This is a genomic window from Streptomyces sp. NPDC007901 (genome assembly GCF_042959465.1).
GTDB lineage: Bacteria > Actinomycetota > Actinomycetes > Streptomycetales > Streptomycetaceae > Streptomyces.
The window spans coordinates 100,106-119,982 of sequence record NZ_JBIBKW010000004.1; the positions used below are offsets into that span (position 1 = coordinate 100,106).

Below are 19,877 nucleotides of genomic sequence, written 5' to 3' on the forward strand. Positions count from 1 at the left end.
GCCCACACCCCTCGCGACCCCCCCGGGGGGGGGCTAACCCCGGGGGGGGGGGGGGGGGGGGGGCGCGGCGGGGGGGGGGGGGGGGGGGGGGGGGGGCTGGTCGCGCAGTTCCCCGCGCCCCTTGAGTGGGACCAGTTGAGCTGCCTTTAGGGGCGCGGGGAACTGCGCGAGCAACCACACACCACCCGCACCCGGCACACCACACCGCGCCCCGAGCTCTACCCCGTTCTCACCCCGGCGCCCCGGAAGAGAACCTCCGCAGCAACGGCGACAGCACCAGTACCGACTTGGTCCGTTCCACGAACGGCTCGCCGGCGATCCGCTCCAGCACCCGCTCGAAGTGACGCATGTCGGACGCGAAGACCTGCACGACCGCGTCGGCCTCGCCGGTGACCGTCGACGCGGCCACCACCTCCTGGTACCGCTCCAGCCCCCGCTGGATGGTCTCCGGAGAGGTGTTGCGCCGGCAGTAGATCTCGACGAACCCCTCCGTCTCCCAGCCGAGGGCCGCCGGATCGACCCGCACGGTGAAACCCGTGATCGCCCCGGTGGCGCGGAGCCGGTCCACGCGCCGTTTCACGGCAGGCGCGGACAGGCCGACCAGTTGCCCGATGTCCGCGTAGGAGCGGCGGGCGTCCTCGGCGAGGGCGTGCACGATGCGTTCGTCGAGATCGTTCAGCAAGGGGTCGTTCAGCTCTCAGGTGTTGCAAGACGGGACCGGCGATAGCCGTATACGAAGTAGAACACGAGCCCGGCCGCCATCCAGACACCGAAGACGACCCAGGTGACGGCCGAGAGGCTGCCCATCATCCAGACGCAGAAGCCAAGGCCCAGCGCGGGCAGCAGCGGGGACAGCGGGACGCGGAAGGTGCGGGGCATCTCCGGGCGGGTCCGGCGCAGCACGACCACGGCGATGTTCACCAGGCCGAAGGCGAACAGGGTGCCGATGCTGGTGGCGTCCGCCAGCTGGCCCAGCGGGATCGCGGCGGCCAGCACCCCGCAGAAGACGGAGACGATCACGGTGTTGGCCCGGGGCGCGCCGGTCTTCGGGTGGACCTTGGCGAACACCCTGGGCACCAGGCCGTCCCGGGACATCGCGAAGAGGATGCGGGTCTGGCCGTAGAGCACGGTCAGCACGACGCTGGCGATGGCGACGACCGCGCAGGCGGCCAGCAGTGTCCCCCAGAAGCTCTGGCCGGTCGCGTCCCGCATGATCTGGGCGAGGGTGGCCTCGGAGCCGGCGAACGTCCGCCACGGCCGCGCGCCGACGGCGACGGCCGCGACGAGGACGTACAGCGCGGTCACGATGACCAGCGACAGCATGATGGCCCGGGGCAGGTCGCGCCGCGCGTCCTTCGCCTCCTCGCCTGCCGTGGAGGCGGCGTCGAAGCCGATGTACGAGAAGAAGAGCGTCGCCCCGGCCGCGCTGACCCCGGCCATGCCCAGCGGCATGAAGTGGGCGTAGTTGCCGGACTTGAAGCCCATGAAGCCGATGGCGCAGAACAGCACCAGCGCGGCGATCTTCACGCACACCATGACCGTGTTGGCGCGCGCCGACTCCTTGGCCCCGCCGAGCAGGAACACCATCGCGAGGAGGACGACGATCAGCGCGGGCAGGTTGAAGACACCGCCGTCGCCGGGCGGGGCCGACAGGGCCTGCGGGATGGTGACGCCGATCGTGCCGTCGAGCAGCTCGTTGAGGTACTCGCCCCAGCCGACGGCGACCGCGGCCACCGAGACGCCGTACTCCAGGAGCAGGCACCAGCCGCAGACCCAGGCGATCAGCTCGCCCATGGTCGCGTACGCGTACGAGTACGAGGAGCCGGAGACCGGGATGGTGCCCGCCAGCTCGGCGTAGGAGAACGCGGAGAAGAGCGCGGTCAGCCCGGCGATCACGAAGGAGAGCGTGACGGCCGGGCCGGCCTTGGGGACGGCCTCGCCGAGGACCACGAAGATGCCGGTGCCGAGGGTGGCCCCGATGCTGATCATCGTCAGCTGCCAGAGCCCGAGCGAACGCCGAAGCGATCCGCCCTCGCCCTGTCCGCCCTCCGCGACCAGCCGCTCCACCGGTTTCCGGCGCATGAGCCGGGCACCGAGGGACGGGGGGACGTCGGTTCGTGGGGGTGCGCCTTGGCCTTGGTCGAGCATGCGCGGCTCCTTCGTCGCTGCGGGTGAGGGCGGCCGGAACCGGCGGCGCCCCTCCCGCAGGGCCCCACCGAGCGGGGTCCCGACCACGCCACGTACAGCGCACGACCCTATGAGCCGACACTTCACGGACGTAATGCAGCAACCTTGCTCATATACGCAAGATCATTGCGTCCACGGCAGCAACGCGGACTTTTGTTGCACGGCGCCCCAGCGGAGCGTCTAGCTCCAGCTGGCGTGCAGCGGCTTGCCCTCGGCGTAGCCGGCCGCGCTCTGGATGCCCACGATCGCCTTCTGGGCGAACTCCTCCAGGGAACCGGCGCCCGCGTAGGTGCACGACGACCGCACGCCCGCGATGATCGAGTCGATCAGGTCCTCCACCCCCGGCCGGGCCGGGTCGAGGTACATCCGGGATGTCGAGATGCCCTCCTCGAACAGCGCCTTGCGGGCCCGGTCGTAGGCCGACTCCTCGGACGTGCGGTTGCGCACCGCACGCGCGGAGGCCATGCCGAAGGACTCCTTGTACAGCTGCCCGTCGGCGTCCTGCTGGAGGTCGCCCGGCGACTCGTAGGTCCCCGCGAACCAGGACCCGATCATGACGTTGGACGCGCCGGCGGCGAGCGCCATCGCCACGTCACGCGGGTGCCGGACACCGCCGTCGGCCCACACGTGCTTGCCGTACTTCCTCGCCTCGGCCGCGCACTCCAGGACCGCCGAGAACTGCGGCCGGCCGACGCCGGTCATCATGCGGGTGGTGCACATGGCGCCGGGGCCCACACCGACCTTGATGACGTCCGCGCCCGCGTCGACGAGGTCCTTGACGCCCTCGGCGGAGACGATGTTGCCGGCCACGATCGGCACCCGCGGGTCGAGATCGCGGACCAGCTTGATCGCGTTGATCATCGACTCCTGGTGGCCGTGCGCGGTGTCGATGACGAGCGTGTCGACGCCCGCTTCGAGGAGCTGCTTGGCCTTGTCCACGAAGTCGCCGTTGATGCCGACGGCGGCGGCGATGCGCAGCCGGCCGTCGGCGTCGGTCGCCGGGGTGTACAGGGTGGCGCGCAGGGCGCCCTTGCGGGTGAGGATGCCGGCGAGCTTGCCGTCCCGGTCCACGGCCGGGGCGTAGCGGCGGTTGGCCGCGTCGAGCTTGTTGAACGCCTCGCGCGGGTCGATGTCCGCGTCGATCAGCAGCAGGTCACGGGACATGACCTCGGCGAGCTGGGTGAAGCGGTCGACACCGGCGAGGTCGCGGTCGGTGACGACACCGACCGGGCGGCCGTCCTCGTCGACGACGACACCGGCGTTGTGCGCGCGCTTGGGCAGCAGGGCCAGCGCGTCCGCGACGGTCTGGTGCGGGGCGAGCACGATGGGGGTGTCCAGCACCAGGTGGCGGCTCTTCACCCAGGTGATCACGTCGGTGACCACGTCGATCGGGATGTCCTGCGGGATCACCACGAGCCCGCCGCGCCGGGCCATCGTCTCGGCCATCCGCCGGCCCGCGATCGCGGTCATGTTGGCGACGACCAGCGGGATGGTGGTGCCCGTGCCGTCCGGCGAGCTGAGGTCCACGCCCTGACGCGAGCCGACCGCGGAGCGGCTCGGCACCATGAAGACGTCGTCGTACGTCAGGTCGTACGGGGGCTGGAGGTCATTGAGGAAACGCACGTGCCGCACATCCCAGTCGATCAGAGGTGACCCCCGGACCGGCCGGCCAAGGGGAAGAGCACGTACTTCATTGTCCCATGGGGGCCGGTATGTGATGCCCGGGACGAACGTCCAGGCAGGTCAGCGGCGCTTCGGAGGAACGTCCAAGGCGTCAGCCGAGAGCCAGGGCGACCGTCAGCGCCGGTTCCCCTGCGGCCGCCTGGGTCAGGACGTCCCGGGCGATCTTCCACTCGTCCGGCCGGGTCCGCGCGTACTCCTGCCAGCCGGTGACGACGACCAGGAGCCCGTGGGCCACGGCCTGCGGCGGCCAGACCGAGGGGTCGCGGAGGCTGTCGGCCAGGGCGTCCCAGTTGCGGCCGAACCAGTCGGGCAGGCCCAGCGCGGCGACGGCCCGGTCCATCAGGGCTGCCTTGTCGGCAACCCCGGTGAGATCGAGCATGACCAGGTGCGGACTCGGATTCGACGTCATCTCAGTACCGTCCGTGGGGAGTTGTGGGGGGACCGGTGGGACCGGTGTAGTAGATCCCACCGGCGGGCCGGGTGACAACGCGGCACCCGGGTCGGGCGGTGCCGGTCCGTTCGGCGAGCCGATTCGCCGCGCAACGGGTCCGGGCCGCCGCCCGGCAGCACAGCCGGCTGCGCGGACTCCCCCTCACCCCTTCTCGGCGGGTTCGGCGGTCTTGGGAGCCGCGGGCAGGTCGTCGAGGAAGTCCCCGGACGGCACGAAGAAGAGCGTGCCGGTGACCGCCGTGGAGAAGTCGAGGATCCGGTCGTGGGTGGCGTCCCGCGTGCCGAGGAACATGTTGCGCAGCATGTGCTCGATGACGTCCGGCGTACGGGCGTAGCCGATGAAGTAGGTGCCGAACTCGCCGTGGCCGGGGCTGCCGAACGGCATGTTGTCGCGCAGGATCTGCTGCTCCTCGCCGTCCGGTCCGGTGATCGTGTTCAGGTCCACGTGGGAGGCCGGCTCCTCCAGTTCGATGTTGGTGAGCTTGGTACGGCCGATGATCCGCTCCTGCGTCTCGACCGGCAGCGCGTTCCAGCCGTCCAGGTCGTGCAGGTACTTCTGGACGATCACATAGCTGCCGCCGGCGTGCGCGGGGTCCTCCTGGCCGATCAGGACGGCCCGGCGGGCGGCGGCGCCGACCGGGTTCTCGGTGCCGTCGACGAAGCCCAGCAGGTCGCGGGCGTCGAGGTACTTGAAGCCCTGCACCTCGTCCTCCACGGTCACCGCGTCGCGCAGCCGGTGCATGATCTCGGCGGCGAGACCGAAACACAGGTCGAACCGGGTGGCCCGGATATGGAGGAGGAGGTCGCCGGAGGTGGCGGCCGCGCTGTGCCGGGGTCCCTCCAGGGGCCGGAACGGGTGCAGCCCGGCGGGGCGCGGGTGGTCGAACAGCCGGTCCCAGGCGTCGGAGCCGATGCCCGCGACACAGCTCAGAGCGGCGTCCGGCGCGCCGAACCCGAAGCTGCGCTGCAGCGCGCTCAGATCGCCCAGCACCTCCCGTGCGGTCTCCTCGCCGCCGGGGCGGACGCTCACCACCAGGAAGATCGCGGCGGTCGTCAACGGCCTGAGCACGGACTGTGGTTCCGCTCCGGGCCCGGGCTGGGATCCAGTGGTCAACGCGTCCTCCCGATCGGTTCGGCGCTCGGCCTGTCGTCGTACTCATACTCACGGTTGACGGCGTCCAGTCGAACACAACACGAGAGTCGGCGCCGCGGTGCTCGAAGATTTTTCCCGCCGACGGAATAGACAGACCTGTCTATGGGGTTGACCAGGGCGAGCAGACAGACAGACCGGTCTACTCACTGTGGGCCCGCCACCACGAACCTCAGAACCGACGCTCTTCGGCCCCGTCCCCGCGAAGGATCTCCGATGAACCACCCCGCACCGCACGAGCGAACCGCGCACACGAAGGCGTCGCGCAAGCCGATCCCGCCCCGCGCGGCCTTCTATGTGCTCGCCTCCGTCGTCGTCTCCTTCCTCGCCGCCTCCAGCGCGCCCACCCCGCTGTACGCGACCTACCAGGCCGAGTGGGGCTTCACCCCGATCACCACCACCGTGGTCTTCGGCGTCTACGCGATCGCCGTCCTGTCCGGCCTGCTGGTCCTCGGCAAGCTCTCCGACCACGTCGGCCGCCATCCCGTCCTGATCGCCGCGATCGCCGCGCAGGCCGCCGCGATGCTGCTCTTCTCCACCGCCGGGGGCGTCGGCGAACTGCTCGTCGCCCGCGTGGTGCAGGGCCTGTCCACGGGTGCCGCCCTCGGCGCGGTCGGCGCCGCGATGATGGACGTCAACCGCTCCCGCGGCACGCTGGCGAACGCCTTCGCCCCCGGTCTCGGCACCGCGACGGGCGCCCTGGTCAGCGGTTTCGTCGTGCAGTACCTGCCCGCCCCGACCCACACGATCTACCTGGCCCTGCTGGGCGTGTTCGCGGCCCAGGCCGTCGCCCTCGCCCTGATCGACGAGACCGTCACCAAGGAGCCGGGAGCCTGGGCCAGCCTGGTGCCCGAGATCAGGCTGCCGCGCTCGGTCCGTGGCGCCGTCCTCGCGGCCTCCCCCGTCATCTTCGCCGTCTGGGCGCTCGCCGGCTTCTACGGCTCCCTCGGCCCCGCCCTGGTCCGCACCCTGGTCGGCTCCACCTCCGCCGTCTACGGCGGCCTCGGCCTCTTCGTCCTCGCGTTCGTCGCCGCCGCCTCCGTGCTCGCCCTGCGCAAGGCCGCCGCGACGACCGTGATGTACACCGGCGTCGGCGCACTGGTCGCCGGGGTCGCGCTCACCCTGGTGGCCGTCGCGCAGAGCGCACCGGCGCTGTTCTTCGTCGGAACGGCCGTCGCCGGCTTCGGCTTCGGCAGCGGTTTCCAGGGCGGCATCCGTACCGTGCTGCCGCTGGCCAAGCCCCACGAGAGCTCCGGTGTGCTGTCCCTGCTGTTCGTCGTCGCCTACCTCGGCATGGGCGTCCCCTCCGTGGCCGCCGGCGCGCTGGTGGTGCACGGCGGCGGGCTGCTGCCGACCTCCGAGGAGTACGGCGCGGTGGTCATCGCCCTGGCACTGCTGGCCCTGGCCGCCCTGCTGGTGCGCGGCCGGCCGCAGAGCGCGCCCGGGGTGCTGGTGGCCTCCGGCGGCTCGCAGCCCGTCGCGGCCGGACGGACCGAGCACGCGGACGCGACGCGCTGACCGAGTAGACCGGTCTGGACAGCCCTGGACTCAAAGAATGTCGAGAAGGTGAGTGGCATGACGAAGACGGTGAGTGCCAAGGCCCCCACGGCCCGGGAGCGGCTGCTCTCGGCGGCGAACGAGCTGTTCTACGCGGAGGGCGTGCAGACGGTCGGCATCGACCGGATCATCGAGCACGCCGGGGTCGCCAAGGCCTCCCTGTACAACACCTTCGGCGGCAAGGAACAGCTCATCCGCGCCTACCTCGACTCCCGCCACGCCCGGCTGACCGAGCGGCTGCTGCGCCGTGTCGACGCGGCCGGGACCCCGCGGGAGCGGCTCCTCGCGGTCTTCGACGCGCAGGCCGAGCTGTTCACCCAGCAGGGCTATCACGGGTGCGCCTTCGTGGCGGCCAGCGCCGAGGCCAAGCACGGCAGCGCCATCGAAGAGGCCTCCGACGCCTCCCGCACCTGGGTCCGCGCCCTGCTCACCGACCTCGCCCGGGAGGCCGGCGCCCGGGATCCCGAGACCCTGGGCCGCCAACTCCACCTGCTGTACGACGGGGGCGGGCTCTCCGCCCGCATGGACCGCGACCCGTCGGCGGGCGCGGTCGCCCGCGAGGCGGCCGACGTCCTGATCGACGCGGCCCTGGCGAACGGCCGCTGAGATATCGGGGACGGACGCCGCGGCAGCGTTGTCACCGGTGCCGCCGCGGCGCTGTCCCGTTCCGTGTCAGGAACCGTCCGGGTCGGAGCGGTTCAGCGTCGACTTGGGCGTCGCCCCCGCCGTCATCAGGTAGTCGGCGGCCGAGGTGTCGGTGACGAGGCTGGTGACCAGCCCCGACCGCAGCACCGCGTCGATCGCGGCCGCCTTGCGCTGCCCGCCCGCGATCGCGACGACCTCGGGGATCCGGCGCAACTGGTCGGCCTTGACCGTGATGCAACGTTCCCCCAGGTCCCGTCCGACCCGGCGGCCCTCGGCGTCGAAGAGATGCGCGGCCATCTCGGCGGCGACACCGAGCGTGGCGTAGTGCGCCCGCTCCTCGTCGCTGAGCATGTCGTGCACCGTCGAGATGCCGGGCTCCCAGGAACCGATGGAGACACAGGCGACCGTGACCTTGTCGAAGTACTCGAAGGCCCGGGCGATGCCGGTCTGGCTGCGCAGCGCGGCCGCGGTGGCCGCGTCCGGCAGCAGCATCGGCGCGTAGATGGGGTGCGCGTCCCCGCCCGACACCTGGGCGGCGCGCCGGACGGCCTCGACCGACCCGCGCTCGGAGGTTCCGGCGTCGTACACGCCCGTCAGCTGCACCACCGTGCACGGCGGCAGCCGGTCGAGCGCCGCCGCCATGTGGATCGTGGACCGGCCCCAGGCCAGACCGAGCACATCGCCCTCGTTGACGAGCTCGCCGAGCAGGTCCGCGGCGACCTCGCCGAGGTTCTCGGGGTCCGGGGTCTCCTCCGCCTCGGCCGGGGACTCGACCACGACGGCGTGCCGCAGGCCGTAGCGGGCGCGGAGCGCGTCGGAGCGCTCGGCGTCCAGTTCGGCCGGCACACGGATCTCGATGCGTACGAGATCCCTTTCGAGGGCAGTCTCCAGTACCCGGGCCACTTTGAAGCGGCTGACGCCGAACTCCTCAGCGATCTGGATCTTGGACTTGCCCTCGAGGTAGAAGCGGCGGGCCATGGCCGCCGCCTGCACCAGCTCAGCGGGTCCCATCCGCATGGCTGACCGGCCCGCCGACATACCCGACACGGCCATCTCCTCACTGCTGTTCACACTCTGGATACGCCGTTCATCCTTGCAGATCCGGCGCACTTGATCAGCCCTGATCGGAGCCGTTCACGTTCCCGTACCTCAGTGGTCGCACGCCCACGACGCCTGGGCGGTGGCCGACTCCGCCTGGGTGCGTAGTGCACGTACCGCCTCTGCCGGGTCGTTTGCCCCGTACACCGCCGATCCAGCCACGAAAACATCGGCCCCGGCCTCCGCGCACCGCTCGATCGTCGACGCCGAAACCCCGCCGTCGACCTGCAGCCACAGCTCCAGTCCGTGCTTGCTGATCAGTTCCCGGGTGCGGCGGATCTTCGGCAGCATGATGTCGAGGAACGCCTGACCGCCGAAACCGGGCTCCACTGTCATGATGAGCAGCATGTCGAGTTCGGGGAGCAGGTCCTCGTACGGCTCGATGGGCGTCGCGGGCTTGAGCGCCATGGAGGCGCGGGCGCCCTTCGCCCGGATCTCGCGGGCGAGCCGCACCGGGGCGGCCGCCGCCTCCACGTGGAAGGTGACGGAGGAAGCCCCCGCTTCGACGTACTGGGGTGCCCACCGGTCGGGGGCCTCGATCATCAGGTGGCAGTCCAGCGGGATGTCCGTAGCGCGGGCCAGGGATTCTACGACCGGCACGCCGAGCGTGAGGTTCGGGACGAAGTGGTTGTCCATGACGTCGACGTGGAGCCAGTCGGCGCCTTCGACCGCCTTCGCCTCGTCCGCGAGGCGGGCGAAGTCGGCGGACAGGATGCTGGGGTTGATCTGCGCGGCCATGCCCCAAGCGTGCCATGCCCTGGCGGGGTGAGCCGAGTGGGGTTCGGGGGTGGGGGCGGTTGTGGGTCCGGTGCGGGTGGGTGGGGGCTGGTCGCGCAGTTCCTCCCCCAGCCTTCGGCCGGGGGACCCCCAGCGCCCCGTACGGGGCGCTGCCCAGCCGCTTGTCCTCAACCGCGGGCGCCCGCACCTACCGTCTTCCTCAGCCGCGGGCAGGCGTGCCGCACGGCGGCACGGGTGGGCGCGGGCGGCACCCTGCCAGCGCCGGTGAGCGTCCCCACCCGCCTCAGCCGGTGCGACGGATCAGCGCGAGGTACATCGCATCCGTGCCGTGCAGGTGCGGCCACAGCTGCACATCCGGTCCCTCGCCCAGCTCCGGTACCCCCGGGAGCAGCGGACGCGCGTCCACGAGCTCCGTGTCCGGACGCTGCTTGAGCACGTCCTGCACCACCGCCCGCGTCTCCGCCAGATGCGGGGAACAGGTCGCGTACCCGACCACCCCGCCCACCCGCACCGAGTCGATCGCGGTGCGCAGCAACGCCCGCTGCAGCGGACCGAAGTTGTCGAGATCCTCGGGACGGCGCCGCCACCGTGCCTCCGGGCGGCGGCGCAGCGCGCCGAGCCCCGTGCAGGGGACGTCCATCAGGACCCGGTCGAAGGTGCCGGGGTGCCACGGCGGCCGGGTGCCGTCGGCAGCGATGACCTGGTAGGGCCCGGGGTTGCCATGCAGTGCCTTCTCGACCAGCCCGGCCCGGTGCGGCTGCTTCTCGGAGGCGAGCAGCACGGCTCCGCGCTCCGCGGCGAGCGCGGCGAGCAGCGCGGCCTTGCCGCCGGGCCCGGCGCAGCCGTCCAGCCACTTCGCGTCCGGCCCCTCGACCGGCGCGTTGGCGAGCGCGAGGGCGACCAGCTGGCTGCCCTCGTCCTGCACACCGGCCCGGCCCTCCTGCACGGCCGTGATGGCACCGGGCTCGCCGCCCTCGGTGAGCCGCACGGCGTACGGCGACCAGCGCCCCGCGACGGCCGCCTCCTCGCCGAGCAGCTCCTCGGCGGTGGCCCGCCCCGGCCGGGCGACCAGGGTCACCTCGGGCCGCTCGTTGTCGGCGGCCAGCAACTCCTCGATCCCGGCGCGGCCGCCCCCGAGCGAGTCCCAGAGCGCGGAGACGACCCAGCGTGGATGCGAGTGCACTACGGCGAGATGGTCCTCGGGGTCCTCGTCGTAGGACGGCGCGACCTTGGCGAGCCAGCCGTCGAGGTCGTCCTGTGCGACTTTGCGCAGCACGGCGTTGACGAACTTGGCCCGGCCGTCCCCCAGCACCACGCGGGCCAGTTCGACGGAGGCGGACACGGCGGCGTGGCTCGGGATCCGGGTCCCGAGCAGCTGGTGGGCGCCCAGGCTGAGCACGTCCAGCACCGGCGGGTCGACCTCGCGCAACGGCCGGTCGACACAGGCGGCGATGATCGCGTCGTAGGTGCCCTGCCGGCGCAGCGTCCCGTACACCAGCTCGGTCGCGAGCGCGGCGTCCCGCCCGTCGAACTTCTCGGGCCCCTCCTTCTCCCTCGCCTTGCGCAGCAAGGGCGGCAGCACGAGGTTGGCGTACGCGTCCCGCTCGTCCACGGCGCGCAGCGCCTCGAAGGCGAGGATGCGGACGGGGTCCTTCTGGGGACGACGGTAGGGCTTGGCGGGCCTGCGCGGCCGCCGGGACTGCTCGCTCACGAAAAAGGTGCTCCGGGTACGGGAATGAGGCGACTCCCAGCGTACGCCGCGCACACCGGAAAGCCGCTGCTGAGAAGGGGGCTCAGGCGCCGAGGGTCTCGCCGGCGCCGATGCGCACGCCGCGCGCCCAGTCGGCGGCCCGCATCGGCTTCTTGCCCTGGGCCTGCACCCAGAGCAGTTCCACGGCGTACGACCCCGTCCCCACGTGCACGCTGTTCTTGCCGACGGCGATCTCGGCCGGCGTGAGATCGGTCCGCTCGGGCACCGGGGTGACCTGAATCAGCTTGAGCCGTTCACCGCGGAAGGTGGTCCAGGCGCCGGGGGCGGGGGTGCAGCCGCGCACGACCCGGTCCACGCGCAGCGCGGGCGCCGACCACTCCACCTTCGCGTCCTCGACGGTGATCTTCGGCGCGTGGGTGACGCCCTCCGCCGGCTGCGGTACGGCCTTGAGCGTGCCGTCCTCGATCCCGTCCATGGTCGCGGCGAGCAGCCCGGCCCCGGCGAAGGCGAGCCGGGTCAGCAGGTCACCGCTGGTGTCGGTGGGCCGGACCGGCTCGGTGACGGTCCCGTAGACGGGCCCGGAGTCCAGCCCCTCCTCGATGAGGAAGGTGGAGGCGCCGGTGATCTCGTCCCCCGCCATGACGGAGTGCTGGACGGGCGCCGCCCCGCGCCACGCGGGAAGCAGCGAGAAGTGCAGATTGACCCACCCGTGGGCCGGGACGTCGAGCGCGACCCGCGGCAGCAGCGCGCCGTACGCCACCACCGGACAGCAGTCCGGCCCGATCTCCGCCAGCCGCGCCAGAAACTCCGGATCACGCGGCTTGAGCGGCCTCAGCACCTCGATCCCGGCCTCCATCGCCCGCTCGGCCACGGGAGAAGCGATCAGCCTGCGCCCCCGCCCGGCCGGCGCGTCGGGCCGCGTGACCACGGCGGCCACCTCGTGCCGCCCGGAGGCGATGAGAGCGTCCAGAGCGGGAACGGCGACTTCGGGAGTACCGGCGAAGACAAGCTTCATGGGCGGCTGAGAGCCTCTCGGACGGGGTCACTTACGGGCAACGCACAAGTCTATGCCGCCCCACCGAACCAATCCCCACAGGTCGCCCAGCCCCTCGACCAACCGCAAACGGGCGGTGCGCGGGTGGGAGAGGAAACGGTGGTGCACAGCGAGCCGCACGGCGTACGCATATGCCCATACGCCCCCACACCGTGACCAGCGGAGCGCCCACGCGTTGGTCAAGAGAGAGTTGACCACAACGGGCCGCATACGCGGCCCATTCCTTTCAACGCCGGTTCGAGAGGCTTGTTCATGGCCGACCACGCAACCCACGACGCCCAGGCCCGGGCCAGCCTGCACTTGTTGGTGCGGGACATCGAGCGGGTCCGCCGCCAGGTGGACGCACTGCGCACGCTCACCGCCCAGTTGGGCAACGTCTACCGCCCGCGCCGCTCCGGCCCGTCCACGGGCTTCGTCGTCTACGGACGCGCCCCCGCCCCGACGGTCCGCCTCGCCCAGGAACTCCGGGACAGTGTCGAAACCCTGGTCACGGCCGCCGTGGACTTCGACCGCTCACTCGGCTTCTCATGGGACGCGGTGGGCTCCGCGCTCGGAGTCACCAAGCAGGCGGTGCACCGCCGTTACGGCGCCCGTCGCACCACGGCCCAGACGACGGCGACCGCCGAGGCCGAACGGCCGACGGAGCCGTCGGGCACCCGCACCCTCAAGGTGGGCGGCGGTCTGCCCACCGTGCCGACGGTCCCGGCCGCCCGCTCCATGCCGACCCAGCCGACCGCGGGCAGCCCCACGCTCCGCGACGAGGCGAGGCCGACCGCCTTCCCCGGCCCGCGCAACGGCTGACGTACGCGACAGCCGGCGTACACAACTGAGGTGCCCAACGGCCGACGTACACCACCGCTGACGTCCGCAGCGGCCCACGTACGCGACCGACCGCAGGCATGCGCGACCACCGACACACGCGACGGCCCGCCGGCACCACGGCCCGCCCCACGCGACGGCCTGCCCCACGCGACGGCTGGCCTCGAGGGCTGACCCGCCCGCCCCTGCCCTCCCGGCAAGCACCCGGGAGGGCAGCCGTACGTCCCGGCCGCCGCCCCACCCGGCCCTCACCCGAATGACTCGGCCCTCACCCGATGTCCGGCGGATCGATCCGCACCCGCACCGCTTCCCCTCCCCCACTCGCGTTCCCGCTCCCGCTCCCCCGGGCCATCCGCGCGGCCTGCGCCGCCTTCAGCGCCGCCGCCAACGCGGCACCGCTCCCCGGCGGCACCCGTACCAGCGCCCGCTCCCAGTGCTCCCCGGGCGGCGGCGCGCCCACCCGCCGAGGCGCCCCGGCCCGCACCACGGGCAGCGGCACCGGGCCCAGCACCTCGGCGTCCGGCGGCAGTTGCGCCGTACCGAGAAACTCGGCGACCGCCTCCGCCGTCCCCGACACCGCCGCCATCCGCGACACCGGCGGAAACCCCAGCTCGGCCCGCTCGGCCAGCTCCCGCACCGCATGTCCGACGGGGTCCCATCGCACCAGCGCCTGCACGGGCCGCAGCGTCGGCTCGGCGACGACGACCACGGTCCCCCCGTCCCCCTGCGGCCGCACCAGCGCCCCCGCCGCGATCCACCGCCGCAGCGCGTCCTCGCCGGCCCGCAGATCCGGCCGTCCGAGCATGGCCCAGCCGTCCAGCAGCAGGGCGGCCGCATAGCCGCCCTCGGCGACCGGCTCGGCCCCCGGTGTGCTCACCACCAGCGCGGGCGTCCCCGGCACGGTGTCCAGCACATGCTCCCGCCCGGAGGTCCGTACAGGGACGGCGGGAAAGGCCCGTCCCAGTTCTTCGGCGGTCCGCCGGGCCCCGACCACCTGGGCCCGCAGCCGGAAGCCACCGCACGCCGGGCAGTGCCAGTCGCTCTCCTCGCGCCCGCACCATCCGCAGCGCAGCGCTCCCGCGTCCCGTGCCTCGAGTGGTCCGGCGCAGTGCCGGCAGCGCGCGGGCTCCCGGCACTGCGTGCAGGCCATGCGGGGCACATAGCCGCGCCGGGGTACCTGCACCAGCACGGGACCGTGCCGCAGCCCGTCCCGCACGGCCTGCCAGGCGAGCGTGGGCAACCGCGCGGCCCGCGCGGCCTCGTCCCGCGCGAGGTCCCCGTCCCCCACGGTCCGCACCAGCGGCGCGGCACGCCGCACCTGCTCCCGCCCTGCCGCCAGGGGACGCGCCCAGCCGTTGGCCACGAGCTGTGCGGCCTCCACCGTGCAGCTCCAGCTCCCCAGCAGAAAGGCGCACTTGTCCAGGGCCGCCCGCAGCAGCAGCACGTCCCGCGCATGCGGCTGCGGTGCGTGCTGCTCGCTGTGGCTGTCGTCCCCGTCGTCCCAGAGGGCGACCAGGCCGAGGTCCCGCACCGGCGCGAACATGGCCGCCCGCGTCCCAACCACCGCCCGCACCGCGCCCCGGCTGACGGCGAGCCACTGCGCGTACCGCTTCTCGGGTCCGGCGTCGGCGGTGAGCAGCGCGTGCCGTCCCGCGCCGAGGACCTCGGTCAGCGCGGCGTCGACCCGCGCGGCGGCCCGCCCGTCCGGTACGACGACGAGCGCGCCGCGCCCCGAGGCGAGCGTGGCGGCGACGGCCCGGGCGAGCCCGGCGCTCCACTCCGGTCCGGGCAGGGCGGTCCACACCGCGCGCGGCGCGCCGCCGGCGGCCAGGGACTCGACGAAGGCCGGCCCGTGCTCGTACCGCGTCCAGGTACCGGCGTCGGGCGCCGGCGGGGGTGGCAGCGGTTCGGGGGACGGGCGCTTCTCGGCCCGCGCGCTGCGCGGCGGCACCGCCAGCTGCAGCACGTCGGCGAGGCTTCCCGCGTACCGGTCGGCGACGGCCCGCGCGAGCCGCAGCAGTTCCTCGCTCAGCACCGGCTCTGGCGAGACGACCTGGGCCAGCGCGGCCAGCGGTCCCGAGTAGTCGGACTCCGCGAGCCGTTCCACCAGGAACCCGTCGATGAGCCCCCCGCCCTCCCGGCGCCCGTCCCGCACCCGGTGCCGCCCGGCCCCGAACCGCACCCGGACCCGCACGCCCGGCTGCGCCTCGGCGTCCAGCTCGGCGGGGACGGCGTAGTCGAAGTACCGGTCGAGATGGAGGACGCCCTTGTCGACGAGCACCCGCGCGACCGGCAACCGCTCGGCCAGCGCGGCCCCCCGCCAGGTCCGCGGCTTGGCCCGCGGCACCTTGGCCTCCCGCACGCTCTCCCGGATGAGCGCGAGCTGCTCCGGCGGCACCCCTGCGGCGCCTCCGCTCTCCTGCCCGTTCTCGCTGCTCACGCTTGCATTCTTACCAAACGCCACTGACAACGGCCGTACCGCGAGGCGCCGTTCCGCCCCCACCACCCCATGCGTGATCCACTTCCCTCATCTGCCCATCTACGTGACTGCAATTCACGTAGATGTACAAAGAGGCGACCGGGAAGTTCCTCCGCCGGATGATGCCGATCCTCGTGCTGATGTTGCTGGTCAACAACTGGACCGGACGAACGTCGGCTTCATCCAGGACGAGCTGCGCGCGGACGTCAGGGTCAGTGCGACGGCCTACGGGCTCGGGGCCGGGCTGTTCTTCATCGGGTATGCGCTGCGCCCGGGTCTGGCTGACCCGGATCATGATCACCTGGGGTCTGGAGGTGGCCATGTGCTCCATCCACAACGTCACCGCGTTCTACGTGCTGCGCTTCCTGCTCGGTGTCGCCGAGGCGGGCTTCTTCCCCGGCGCGCGATGCTCTACATCACGCAGTGGCTGCCCGACTCCAGCCGGGGCCAGGCCACCGCGATCTTCCTGGGCGGTTCGGCGCCCCGGTGTCCGCGACACCCGCCGCGGACACCACGGACACCGCGACCGAGCAGCCGCGCGTGTCCTAGGAGTCGCGGGAACGACGTCGGCTCCCGTCCCCACCGAGCGGTGGTGACGGGAGCCGACGTCAGATGTGCCGGGTGCCGGTGGCTCAGAGGCCGACGGCGTTGCGCAGGGCCTCCACGCGGTCCGTGCGCTCCCAGGTGAACTCGGGGAGCTCACGGCCGAAGTGGCCGTACGCGGCGGTCTGGGCGTAGATCGGGCGGAGCAGGTCGAGGTCGCGGATGATCGCGGCCGGACGCAGGTCGAAGACCTCGTCGATCGCCTTCTCGATCTTCTCGGCGTCGACCTTGGCGGTGCCGAAGGTCTCGACGAAGAGGCCCACGGGCTCGGCCTTGCCGATCGCGTACGCGACCTGGACCTCGCAGCGGGACGCCAGACCGGCGGCGACCACGTTCTTGGCGACCCAGCGCATCGCGTAGGCGGCGGAACGGTCGACCTTGGACGGGTCCTTGCCGGAGAAGGCACCGCCACCGTGGCGGGCCATACCGCCGTAGGTGTCGATGATGATCTTGCGGCCGGTCAGGCCGGCGTCGCCCATCGGGCCGCCGATCTCGAAGCGGCCGGTCGGGTTCACCAGCAGGCGGTAGCCCTCGGTGTCGAGCTTGATGCCCTCGTCCAGCAGGGCCTTCAGCTCCGGCTCCACGACGAACTCGCGGATGTCGGGGGCGAGCAGCGACTCCAGGTCGATGTCCGAGGCGTGCTGGCTGGAGACCACGACCGTGTCGAGGCGGACGGCCTTGTCGCCGTCGTACTCGATGGTGACCTGCGTCTTGCCGTCGGGGCGCAGGTAGGGGATGGTGCCGTTCTTGCGGACCTCGGAGAGGCGCTTCGAGAGGCGGTGCGCCAGGAAGATCGGCAGCGGCATCAGGGTGGGCGTCTCGTCGGTCGCGTAGCCGAACATCAGGCCCTGGTCGCCCGCGCCCTGCTTGTCGAGCTCGTCCTCGTCGCCCTCGACGCGGTTCTCGTAGGCCGTGTCCACGCCCTGCGCGATGTCGGGGGACTGCGCGCCGATCGACACCGAGACGCCGCAGGAGGCGCCGTCGAAGCCCTTCTTCGACGAGTCGTAGCCGATCTCGAGAATCTTGTTGCGGACCAGCGTCGCGATGTCCGCGTACGTCTTGGTCGTGACCTCGCCGGCCACATGCACCAGGCCGGTGGTGATCAGCGTCTCGACGGCGACCCGGGAGGTCGGGTCCTCGCGCAGAAGCGCGTCGAGAATGGTGTCGCTGATCTGGTCAGCGATCTTGTCGGGGTGACCCTCGGTCACGGACTCCGAGGTGAACAGGCGACGGGACACAACGCTCCCTGGGGTTGCAGCGGCTGCTGGCTGATCATTGGCGGACGACACGGGGGCTGCACCCGGGCGTCGTCCGAGAACAGTTTATCGGTCGCACTCTGCCGCCGGCCCACCTGTCTCGACACTCGGAAGTGCTGTGACCTGCGGCACGCGCATTCTGCCCAATGCCCGGCGGCCTTGACCAGAGCCACCACACCGTAATGTGCCGTCCGGGAAAGTTGACATATGGCTGAAATAAGTTAACCCAAACGGGCCGCGGCCAGATCCCACACGATGTCGGCGAGAGCCTCCTTGGGCCCGTGCGGCACCGGCGTCTCGCTGCCGTCGGCACCGAGCACCACGGCCTCGTTCTCCTCGGAGCCGAAGGTCTTCCGCTCCCCCACCTCGTTCACCACGAGCAGGTCGCAGCCCTTGCGCTCCAGCTTGGTCCGGCCGTTGGCGAGCACGTCGTCGGTCTCGGCGGCGAAGCCGACGATCACCTGTCCGGGCCGCGCCCGGTCGGCCGAGATCTCCGCCAGGATGTCCGGATTCCGCACCAGGACGATCGGCTCGGGTTCCTGCCCGTCCTTCTTCTTGATCTTCCCGGCCGCGTAGACCGCGGGGCGGAAGTCGGCGACGGCGGCGGCCATCACCACGGCGTCGGCGTCGGCGGCCGCCTTCAGCACCGCCTCGCGCAGCTGGACGGCCGTGCCGACCGGGACGACGTCCACGCCGGCCGGGTCGGGCAGGCCGGTGGTGTTCGCCGCAACCAACGTCACCCGGGCGCCCCGCGCGGCGGCCGTGCGGGCGAGGGCGTAGCCCTGCTTGCCGGAGGAGCGGTTGCCGAGGAAGCGGACGGGGTCGAGGGGCTCGCGGGTGCCGCCGGCGGAGACGACGACATGGCGGCCCGCCAGGTCGGGCTCCCGCACGCCCCGCGCGAGGACGCGGCGGCAGACCTCGAAGATCTCCGCCGGGTCGGGCAGCCGGCCCTTGCCGGTGTCCACGCCGGTGAGGCGGCCGACCGCCGGATCGATCACGACGGCGCCACGGCGGCGCAGCGTGGCCACGTTCTCCTGGGTGGCCGGGTGCTCCCACATCTCGGTGTGCATCGCGGGGGCGAAGACGACCGGACAGCGGGCGGTGAGGAGGGTGTTGGTGAGCAGGTCGTCGGCAAGGCCGTGGGCCGCCTTGGCGAGCATGTCGGCGGTGGCGGGGGCGACGACGACCAGGTCGGCGTGCTGGCCGATGCGGACGTGCGGGACCTCCTCCACGTGGTCCCAGACCTCGGTGGAGACAGGGTTGCCGGAGAGCGCGGACCAGGTGGCGGCGCCGACGAAGTGCAGCGCGGAGGCGGTGGGGACGACCCGGACGTCGTGCCCCGACTCGGTGAACCTTCGCAGCAGCTCGCAGGCCTTGTAGGCGGCGATTCCGCCACTGACCCCCAGCACGACCTTCGGCTTGCTCACCGGTCCTCCACTCGTCGAATCCATGACGCCATCACACACCACAGGCCCGGCAGTCGGCTGCCGGGCCTGTGGATAAGTCAACCGCAATACGAAAGTACTACTGCGCCGGGCCTTCGATGGCCTCGGAGGTCAGCAGACCCGCGTTGATCTCGCGCAGGGCGATGGAGAGCGGCTTCTCGTGGACGTGGGTGTCGACGAGCGGACCGACGTACTCGAGGAGGCCCTCGCCGAGCTGCGAGTAGTACGCGTTGATCTGGCGGGCGCGCTTGGCCGCGTAGATCACGAGGCTGTACTTCGAGTCGGTGGCCTCGAGGAGCTCGTCGATCGGAGGGTTGATGATGCCCTCGGGCGCGGTGATGGAAGAGGACACGCTCTGCCTTCCGATGGATGGGAAAGATTCAGTCTGAATGATCAGCGACGATCACACAACGTCCATCAAGGCTAGCAGCTCACGCGCCACGTCCTTGACAGAGGTGTTGACCAGGGTTTCGTCGAACTCCGGCTCGGCCGCGAGCTCGACCTTGGCCGCGTCCAGACGCCGCTCGATCACCTCGGGCGCCTCGGTGCCGCGTCCGGTGAGCCTGCGGACCAGCTCCTCCCAGGAGGGAGGCGCCAGGAAGACCAGCCGACCCTCCGGCATGGACTCGCGGACCTGCCGGGCGCCCTGGAGGTCGATCTCCAGGAGGACCGGGACACCGGACTCCAGGTGCTCCAGCACCGCCTGTCGCGGGGTGCCGTAGCGGTTGCCGGCGAATTCGGCCCACTCCAGGAGCTCGCCGTTGGCGATCAACTTGTCCATCTCCTCGTCGGTGACGAAGAAGTAGTGGACTCCGTGCTTCTCGCCCGGGCGTGGCTTGCGGGTGGTCGCCGACACCGAGAGCCAGACCTCGGGGTGTTCCTTGCGCATATGAGCGACGACCGTGCTCTTGCCGACCCCGGAGGGGCCGGAGAGCACGGTCAGCCGCGGACGTACGTCCGGGGGCTCGGGGGTCGTCCCCCGGAATGTTGCAGCCATGCAGC

The 19,877-nt window shown here is 72.1% G+C and carries 17 protein-coding genes and 1 pseudogene; 4 read left to right on the plus strand and 14 right to left on the minus strand.

The window, feature by feature from the left end:
• Positions 1–229 precede the first annotated feature (229 nt).
• From ACFZDK_RS15085 to ACFZDK_RS15105, 5 genes are all read right to left on the minus strand, one after another.
• The gene (locus ACFZDK_RS15085) at positions 230–682 is read right to left on the minus strand and encodes an Lrp/AsnC family transcriptional regulator (protein ID WP_046726552.1); all 453 of its coding nucleotides are present in this window, start codon (positions 680–682) and stop codon (positions 230–232) included.
• 8 nt (positions 683–690) lie between these two features.
• Positions 691–2,148 (minus strand): amino acid transporter, encoded by a 1,458-nt coding sequence (locus ACFZDK_RS15090; protein ID WP_390972667.1) that lies wholly within the window; start codon positions 2,146–2,148, stop codon positions 691–693.
• 219 nt (positions 2,149–2,367) lie between these two features.
• A complete protein-coding gene (locus ACFZDK_RS15095; RefSeq protein WP_390972669.1) occupies positions 2,368–3,810 on the minus strand; it encodes a GuaB1 family IMP dehydrogenase-related protein in 1,443 nt (480 codons plus the stop codon).
• A gap of 151 nt (positions 3,811–3,961) precedes the next feature.
• The gene (locus ACFZDK_RS15100) at positions 3,962–4,279 is read right to left on the minus strand and encodes a barstar family protein (protein WP_390972670.1); all 318 of its coding nucleotides are present in this window, start codon (positions 4,277–4,279) and stop codon (positions 3,962–3,964) included.
• Positions 4,280–4,462: 183 nt separating this feature from the next.
• Entirely contained in the window at positions 4,463–5,434 is a 972-nt protein-coding gene (locus ACFZDK_RS15105) for a Dyp-type peroxidase (RefSeq protein WP_390972671.1), read from the minus strand.
• Positions 5,435–5,686: 252 nt separating this feature from the next.
• Here ACFZDK_RS15105 and ACFZDK_RS15110 point away from each other — a divergent pair, with 252 nt between their 5' ends.
• Together ACFZDK_RS15110 and ACFZDK_RS15115 are read left to right on the plus strand one after the other, a co-directional pair.
• Complete coding sequence (locus tag ACFZDK_RS15110) at positions 5,687–6,988, plus strand: MFS transporter (RefSeq protein ID WP_390972673.1); 1,302 nt, start codon at positions 5,687–5,689, stop codon at positions 6,986–6,988.
• 57 nt (positions 6,989–7,045) lie between these two features.
• Positions 7,046–7,633, plus strand: a complete 588-nt coding sequence (locus ACFZDK_RS15115; RefSeq protein WP_390972675.1) for a TetR family transcriptional regulator — start codon at positions 7,046–7,048, stop codon at positions 7,631–7,633.
• 66 nt (positions 7,634–7,699) lie between these two features.
• On the opposite strand, the gene ACFZDK_RS15120 is transcribed toward ACFZDK_RS15115, so the two are convergent.
• From ACFZDK_RS15120 to fmt, 4 genes are all read right to left on the minus strand, one after another.
• On the minus strand, positions 7,700–8,743 hold the full coding sequence (locus ACFZDK_RS15120; RefSeq protein ID WP_390972677.1) for a sugar-binding domain-containing protein: 1,044 nt from the start codon (positions 8,741–8,743) through the stop codon (positions 7,700–7,702).
• A gap of 78 nt (positions 8,744–8,821) precedes the next feature.
• Positions 8,822–9,508, minus strand: a complete 687-nt coding sequence (gene rpe / locus ACFZDK_RS15125) for a ribulose-phosphate 3-epimerase (protein ID WP_365685113.1) — start codon at positions 9,506–9,508, stop codon at positions 8,822–8,824.
• Positions 9,509–9,791: 283 nt separating this feature from the next.
• Positions 9,792–11,219, minus strand: a complete 1,428-nt coding sequence (locus ACFZDK_RS15130; RefSeq protein WP_390972679.1) for a transcription antitermination factor NusB — start codon at positions 11,217–11,219, stop codon at positions 9,792–9,794.
• An 82-nt stretch (positions 11,220–11,301) separates the two neighbouring features.
• Complete coding sequence (fmt, locus tag ACFZDK_RS15135) at positions 11,302–12,234, minus strand: methionyl-tRNA formyltransferase (protein WP_390972681.1); 933 nt, start codon at positions 12,232–12,234, stop codon at positions 11,302–11,304.
• A 291-nt stretch (positions 12,235–12,525) separates the two neighbouring features.
• On the opposite strand from fmt, the gene ACFZDK_RS15140 reads away from it, so the two are divergent.
• Positions 12,526–13,074, plus strand: a complete 549-nt coding sequence (locus ACFZDK_RS15140; RefSeq protein WP_390972682.1) for a hypothetical protein — start codon at positions 12,526–12,528, stop codon at positions 13,072–13,074.
• A 286-nt stretch (positions 13,075–13,360) separates the two neighbouring features.
• On the opposite strand, the gene ACFZDK_RS15145 is transcribed toward ACFZDK_RS15140, so the two are convergent.
• Positions 13,361–15,532, minus strand: a complete 2,172-nt coding sequence (locus ACFZDK_RS15145) for a primosomal protein N' (protein ID WP_390972684.1) — start codon at positions 15,530–15,532, stop codon at positions 13,361–13,363.
• A gap of 122 nt (positions 15,533–15,654) precedes the next feature.
• On the opposite strand from ACFZDK_RS15145, the pseudogene ACFZDK_RS15150 reads away from it, so the two are divergent.
• Positions 15,655–16,052, plus strand: a pseudogene (locus ACFZDK_RS15150) (MFS transporter); the annotation flags it as partial.
• A 151-nt stretch (positions 16,053–16,203) separates the two neighbouring features.
• Here the strand turns inward: ACFZDK_RS15150 and metK are convergent.
• From metK to gmk, 4 genes are all read right to left on the minus strand, one after another.
• Positions 16,204–17,412 (minus strand): methionine adenosyltransferase, encoded by a 1,209-nt coding sequence (gene metK, locus ACFZDK_RS15155; protein WP_359220362.1) that lies wholly within the window; start codon positions 17,410–17,412, stop codon positions 16,204–16,206.
• Between the two features lie 239 nt (positions 17,413–17,651).
• Positions 17,652–18,857: a bifunctional phosphopantothenoylcysteine decarboxylase/phosphopantothenate--cysteine ligase CoaBC gene (coaBC, locus tag ACFZDK_RS15160; RefSeq protein WP_390972686.1), complete on the minus strand. Its 1,206-nt coding sequence runs from the start codon at positions 18,855–18,857 to the stop codon at positions 17,652–17,654.
• A gap of 97 nt (positions 18,858–18,954) precedes the next feature.
• Complete coding sequence (gene rpoZ / locus ACFZDK_RS15165; RefSeq protein WP_005319902.1) at positions 18,955–19,227, minus strand: DNA-directed RNA polymerase subunit omega; 273 nt, start codon at positions 19,225–19,227, stop codon at positions 18,955–18,957.
• A gap of 51 nt (positions 19,228–19,278) precedes the next feature.
• Positions 19,279–19,872, minus strand: a complete 594-nt coding sequence (gene gmk / locus ACFZDK_RS15170; protein ID WP_355725887.1) for a guanylate kinase — start codon at positions 19,870–19,872, stop codon at positions 19,279–19,281.
• Positions 19,873–19,877 lie beyond the last annotated feature (5 nt).

Excerpts from the sequence above, each read along its gene's own strand:
- ACFZDK_RS15110 (WP_390972673.1), top strand. The coding sequence starts at position 5,687 with ATGAACCACCCCGCACCGCACGAGCGAACCGCGCACACGAAGGCGTCG.
- ACFZDK_RS15115 (WP_390972675.1), top strand. The coding sequence starts at position 7,046 with ATGACGAAGACGGTGAGTGCCAAGGCCCCCACGGCCCGGGAGCGGCTG.
- ACFZDK_RS15090 (WP_390972667.1), bottom strand. The coding sequence starts at position 2,148 with ATGCTCGACCAAGGCCAAGGCGCACCCCCACGAACCGACGTCCCCCCG.
- gmk (WP_355725887.1), bottom strand. The coding sequence starts at position 19,872 with ATGGCTGCAACATTCCGGGGGACGACCCCCGAGCCCCCGGACGTACGT.
- rpe (WP_365685113.1), bottom strand. The coding sequence starts at position 9,508 with ATGGCCGCGCAGATCAACCCCAGCATCCTGTCCGCCGACTTCGCCCGC.
- ACFZDK_RS15140 (WP_390972682.1), top strand. The coding sequence starts at position 12,526 with ATGGCCGACCACGCAACCCACGACGCCCAGGCCCGGGCCAGCCTGCAC.
- fmt (WP_390972681.1), bottom strand. The coding sequence starts at position 12,234 with ATGAAGCTTGTCTTCGCCGGTACTCCCGAAGTCGCCGTTCCCGCTCTG.
- ACFZDK_RS15100 (WP_390972670.1), bottom strand. The coding sequence starts at position 4,279 with ATGACGTCGAATCCGAGTCCGCACCTGGTCATGCTCGATCTCACCGGG.